Raw genomic sequence first — 6,104 nt, forward strand, 5'->3', positions numbered from 1 at the left:
CGGCCCCCCCCCAAGACCCCCCTCCCCACCCATTAACACACACCCACCAGCCGGGCCCCCCCCCTGGGGGGGGCGCCTGTTTTTATGGCCGGCGGTGCGGTCCGGCTGACAGAAAAAAGGAACGCTCCGGCCGCCGGAAGGGCGGCCGGAGCGTTTGCTCAGGGTTGTGAGAGATAGATATGGAACTGGACCCCCTCCTCGCCGGAGAAGACGATCCAGCCGTTTTCCGGAAGAACAACGGTGGTGTCTCCATAGAGCCAGGAGCTGGCCTGGAGACCCAGAGCGGCGTCATACACATAGAAACCGCCGTTTTCCGGGACCTCCACCGTCATCTGACTGCCGGCGGCCTCGCCTGTCCGGTACCAGCGGGCTGTCTGCCCCGGGCGGATGATGCACCAGGACTCCGGCCCGGAGAAGATGGGGGAGACGGAGCTTGCGTCCTGATAGAGGGAGCCGTTGAGCTCCAGGGTCTCGCAGCCGTCTACATCCAGCACACGGATCACGGCACTGTCCCGGCTTCCGGTGCCGGGGATCTGAAGGACTGGGGCGGCGGTGTCAGGGGCGGTGAGCTGATTGGTGAGCAGATAGCCCTCCGGGCTGCCCTGAAGGGTGACGGCGGCAAAGACGCCGCTTAAGGCGTAGTAGGCGGAGGACCAGCGCTCGTTGGTTTGAACGTACATCTTGCCCTCTCTGGCCTCCCAGGCGGCCTGAGTGGCCTCGTCCGGCTGGTAGCTGGGCAGGCGCTCCATGGCGTAGGAGGCCACACAGAGGGTGGTCAGGCCGGGAATGGAGGCGTAGCTCTTCTGATAGAGGTAGGTCTCCCCGTTGTCCTCCTGGACCAGCTTGAGCAGGACGGAATCGCTCTCGTCCCGGAAACTGCCGTCCTCCCGGTAGGTGAAGGTCCCCTCCATCCCGGTAAGGGTGAGCACGCCCTCGTCGGTGATCTGGAGCTGGGCGGCGGCGGTGGAGGTGCCGTACCAGCCGCTGAGCTGGGTCAGCTCGGCGGGCATCTGGGCGGGCTGGGCGGGGGTGAGGGCGGCCTCCTCCTCCACCTCGACGCCCTGCTCAGCCAGGGCATCCAGAAGGATACGGGCGGCGGCTAGCTGATTGTAGGTGCTGATCCCGCCGGAAGTGAGCACCGCGGCGGCCATGTCATACTCGGGCAGGATGACCAGTCCGGCATGATAGACGATGGTGTCGCCCCCCTTGACCAGGGCCTGGATGCCGTTCTGACTGAAGGGGAACATATGGACGCTGTCCCAGCCCAGGCCATAGGCGACGGCGTCGCCGTCACTGTCCTCGGGCCACATGCCCAGCAGATACTGGTCGCTGGCCATCTCATCCAAAGACGCCTGGCTCAGCAGACCTTCCCCGCACAGGGCGCCGCCGAAGGCGGCCAGATCGCTGGCGGTGGAGTAGATGCCTCCCGTGCCCACGATGGTCAGGTTCTCGGCGGGCAGGGCCCGGGTGTCAGTCCCCAGATAGGTCTTGACCAGCCGGCTGGTATCGAACTCCTCCATAGGGGTCAGGGTGTTCTCCAGTCCCAGAGGCTCCAGCAGGTACTGGTTTAGAAAGGCGGTGTACTCCATGCCGCTGACCCGCTCGATGACCAGCTGGGCCAAGGTGAAGCTGTCGTTGGAGTAGACGCTGTAAGCGCCGGGCTCGGCCTGAAGGGTCTGCCCGGCCAGCCGCTCCAGCAGGCGGGGGGGAGCGTCATCGTTCCCCTGGTCCCCGAACAGGAAGGCGTCATTGGTGGTGCCGCCCATCAGGCCGGAGGAGTGGTTGAGGAGCATGCGCACCGTGATCTGGGTGTAGCGGGGGTCTGCCATGGTGAAATCAGGGAGATAGGCGGTGACCGGCTCATCCAGGTCTACTTTCCCCTGCTCCACCAGCTTCATCATGGCGGCGGCGGTATAGGTCTTGCTGATGGAGCCGATGCCGTACAGGTCATCATCGGTGAGCGCGCGGTTCTCCGTCTTGGAGTAGACGCCGTCGTGCCCCTGGAGGGTGACCTCTCCGTTCTCCCAAAGGGCGTACTGGACACTGACGGCGCCGCCATACTGCATGGCGTACTGGGCGGCCTCATGGGCGGCCTGGGCCCGGTCCTCCTGTGCGGCGGAGGCGGGCAGGGCCAGAGAGAGGGAAAGGACCAGCGCCAGGAACAGGGCGGTCCATCTGCTGCGAAGGTGTGTCATAGGATCTTCCTTTCTGATATGGAGGTTGGTTTCATTATAGCGGAAGCAAGGGCCCTGTCAAGGGAATGGAAAGCGGAAAATTGTGCATATTTCAGCACAATTTTGTCCTCTGACCACAGTCAGAGGACAATTTTTTTGAAAACAGAAAAAATATGAACAGCGGTTAATTTTTTTGAAGGAAAGGTGAATACCCTTCGGTTGCGGAGAAAAGGTCTCCTCTGATACAATGGGCACACCAAGGAAAAGGGGGACGGAACATGAAATTTCACGAGATCCTGCGGCAGCGGCGCCTGGCACTGAGGCTGACCCAGGAACAGCTGGCCCAGCGGCTGGGGGTGTCAGCGCCAGCTGTCAACAAGTGGGAGCGGAACAACTCCTATCCGGATATCACCCTGCTGCCCCCGCTGGCCCGTCTGCTTGAGGTGGACCTGAACACCCTGCTCTCCTTTCAGGAGGAACTGACAGAGGAGGAGATCGGAGCATTTGCCAATGTGCTGGGGGAGAGAGCCCAGCAGGAGGGCTGTGAGGCCGCCTTCCGTCTGGCCCGGGACAAGCTGCGGGAGTACCCAAACAGCGACCTGCTGGCCTATACGGCGGCCCAGATACTGGACGGGGCGCTGGTGCTCTGGAAGCGGGGAGAGAATGACCCGGAGCGGGAGCAGGCGTGGAAGGGGGAGATCCTGGCCCTCTACCGCCGATGCGCGGACAGTGGAGACAGGCGGGTGCGGGAGCGGGCGGAGCGGATGCTCATCTCCCAGTACATGGCCCAGGGAGAGCTGGAGCAGGCAGAGGAACAGCTGGCCCGTCTGCCCCAGGAGGACCGGGAACGGCCCATGCTGGAGGCCATGCTCCGCAGGAAACAGAAGCGGTCGGAAGAGGCGTGGCCCATTCTGGAGCGGGAGCTGTTCCGGCAGGCATCAGAGCTCCAGTCTACCCTCATGGCTTTGATGGACCTGGCGCTGGAGGCGGGGGACAAGACGTGCGCGCGGCAATACAGTGAGACGGCGGAGCAGGCGGGACGGGTGTTCCAGCTCACCGCCTACGCAGTGGCGTCTGCCCCGCTCCAGCTGGCGCTGGCGGAGCAGGACGGCCCCGAGGCGCTGGCGGTGCTGGAACGGCTCCTGCGCAGCCTGGAGGAGCCCTGGGACCTGAGTGCGTCCCCTCTCTACCGCCACTTGCCCACAAAGGAGGCTGCGAGGGAAGTCCAGCAGATCATGCTCCAATATCTGCTGGAGGAACTGGAGCGGGACCCGGAATCCGCTTTCCTCCGGGAGACCCCCGGATACCAGGAGATGCTGGAGCGGGTTCACCGGGCAGAAATATAGATAAAATCAATTATTTTATAAGAAAGATCGATTTGCAAAATGGATCGGGGAGGAGTATGATGGGGACAAGATGAGACAGGTTCACGGCAGCGCGCCGGGCGGGACAGGGATACCTCCCCCCTGCTTCCCCCGGGGCGGCCGAAGCGTGGTGGAGCCGTGTCCGTCTGCGGCAGAACAGAGCACAGCGCCAGCCCGGTGGTCCAGGGACCACCGGGCTGGCGCGCTGTATGGGGCCGGACCGGGGAACTGCCCGCAAAAGGCACCCGTTCCCTGCGGGGAACGGGTGCCTGGGATGATTTATTCTTCCGCCAGGGCCTTGGCTTCCTCAATGGCCTTCTGCTGGGCCGCGGGAGGGCAGTCCTCATAGCGGACAAAGTGGAAGGTGAAGGAGCCGCGGGACTGGGTCATGGCCCGTAGGTCGATGGCGTAGGTAGACATCTCGGCCATGGGGACCTCGGCCTCCACCACCTGCTCGCCGTCCTTAGTGGGATTCATGCCCATGATGCGGCCGCGGCGCTTGTTCAGGTCACCGATGACGTCGCCCATGTAGCTGTCTGGAATGGTGACCTTCAGCTCGCCGATGGGCTCCATGAGCACGGGGTTGGCCTCAGGCATGGCGGCCTTGTAGGCCAGCTGGGCCGCGGTCTTGAAAGCGATCTCGGAGGAGTCCACGGGGTGGTAGCTTCCATCATAGAGGACAGCCTTCAGGTTGACCACGGGGTAGCCCGCCAGAGGTCCGTGAACGCAGGCTTCACGCAGGCCCTTCTCCACAGCGGGGAAATAGTTCTTGGGCACGGAGCCGCCGAAAACCTCCTCGGCAAAGACCATCTGGTCGCTCTCCGGATTGGGCTCAAAGCGGACCCAGACATCGCCGAACTGGCCGGCACCGCCGGTCTGCTTTTTGTGGCGGCCCTGTTTGGAGACTGTCTTGCGGATCTTCTCACGATAGGCCACCCGGGGAGCCTTCAGCTCCGCCTCCACATTGAAGCGGCTCTTCAGCTTGGACACCAGCACATCCATCTGCATGTCGCCGGTGCCGCTGAGGACCATCTGGTGGGTCTCGCCGTTGTTCACCAAGGTGAAGGTCGGGTCCTCCTCGTTCAGGCGGGCCAAGCCCTGGGCGATCTTGTCCTCCTGCCCCCGGGTCTTGGGCACGATGGCCACGGAGTAGCAGGGCTCGGGGAAGGGGATGGGGGGCATGAAGAAGACCTTGCGGGCGTCACACAGGGTATCACCGGTCTTGACCTTCTCCAGCTTGCCGATGGCGCCGATATCGCCGCAGGAGAGCTCCTTGACCTCCACGGCCTTCTTGCCCCGCATGGTGTACAGCCGGCCCAGCTTCTCGGGGGAGCCGGTGCGGGCGTTGACCAGGGCCAGGTCGGAGGTGATGGTGCCGGAGATGACCTTGATGAAGGAGTACTTGCCGTACTGGTCGGAGACCGTTTTGAACACGAAGGCGCTGGGTACGCCGCCGGGGGAGACGGCGTATTCCTCCTTGTCGCCGCTGGGGAGCATGCCCTTGCGCATGTTGCCCTCCACCGGGTTGGGCAGAAGCTCCACGATATTGTCCATCAGCATCAGGGAGCCCATGGTGGACACGGCGGAGCCGCACAGCACGGGAAAGAGGGACAGCTCCCGCACGCCCTGGCGCAGGCCCTGGATCATCTCCACATAGGTGAAGTCCTCGCCGGAGAAGAATTTGTCCATAAACTCCTCGCTGGTCTCGGCCACGGATTCCTTCAGAGCGTCGTTGAACTGGGTGACCACGTCCTCTTTGCCCTCGGGCAGCTCGATCTCCACCCGTTTGCCGTTCTGCATCTCGTAGGCGCGCTTGTTGAGCACGTCGATGATGCCGGTGACCTTCTTGTTGTCGTCCCAGATGGGGACCACGATGGGGGCGATCTTGTTGCCGAAGCGCTCACGCAGGGCGTCGAAGGTGGCGTTATAGTCGGAGTTTTCCTCATCTGTCTTGGAAATATAGATAAAGCGGGGCATGTCGCGCTCCTCGCAGTAGCGCCAGGCTTTTTCCAGCCCCACAGAGATGCCGTCTTTGGCGGAGCAGACGATGATGGCGGCGTCAGAGACCTGGAGGGCCTCCAGCACCTCACCTGAGAAGTCGAAGCTGCCCGGGGTGTCCAGAATGTTGATCTTGCAGCCCTTATATTCCAGGGGAGCCACGGAAGTGGAGATGGAGATCTGGCGGCGGGTCTCCTCCGCATCATAGTCGCAGACGGTGTTGCCGTCGGCGGGCTTGCCCATGCGGTCGATAGCGCCGGTCATGTAAAGCAGGCTCTCCGCCAGGGAGGTCTTTCCGCTCCCACCGTGTCCCAGCAGACAGACATTGCGGATGTTTTGTACAGAATAGCTCATTGTTACCACTCCTTATGTTTGGACTGACTCATACAGACTCCCCAGGCGGAAGCCGCCGTGGCGAGGTGATCTGCTATTGGCTATTATATCGTAAAAATGCACATCTGACAACCTCTTTTTTGTCGCAGACGTAAAATGAAACAAAAATGAAGAAAAAGCGGCTCTCCCACGAAAAAAAGCAGAAAAGAGCCCTGGACCGGGCGCAAATCGCGCC

General features: G+C 62.6%; 3 protein-coding genes. 1 reads left to right on the forward strand and 2 read right to left on the reverse strand.

Going from position 1 to position 6,104, the window contains the following annotated elements; translation table 11 throughout:
• Window positions 1-158: 158 nt before the first annotated feature.
• Complete coding sequence (locus NE584_RS18950) at window positions 159-2,195, reverse strand: beta-lactamase family protein (protein ID WP_256183509.1); 2,037 nt, start codon at window positions 2,193-2,195, stop codon at window positions 159-161.
• 257 nt (window positions 2,196-2,452) lie between these two features.
• Between NE584_RS18950 and NE584_RS18955 the strand changes: the two genes are divergently transcribed.
• Entirely contained in the window at window positions 2,453-3,520 is a 1,068-nt protein-coding gene (locus tag NE584_RS18955) for a helix-turn-helix transcriptional regulator (protein WP_256183510.1), read from the forward strand.
• 297 nt (window positions 3,521-3,817) lie between these two features.
• Here the strand turns inward: NE584_RS18955 and NE584_RS18960 are convergent, their stop codons facing one another.
• Window positions 3,818-5,890 carry an elongation factor G gene (locus tag NE584_RS18960; RefSeq protein WP_108979641.1) on the reverse strand — a complete coding sequence of 691 codons (2,073 nt, stop codon included), beginning with the start codon at window positions 5,888-5,890 and terminating at the stop codon, window positions 3,818-3,820.
• Between the last annotated feature and the right edge of the window lie 214 nt (window positions 5,891-6,104).

It is taken from the genome of Clostridium sp. DFI.5.61 (genome assembly GCF_024462915.1).
Taxonomy (GTDB): Bacteria; Bacillota; Clostridia; order Oscillospirales; family Oscillospiraceae; genus Lawsonibacter; species Lawsonibacter asaccharolyticus.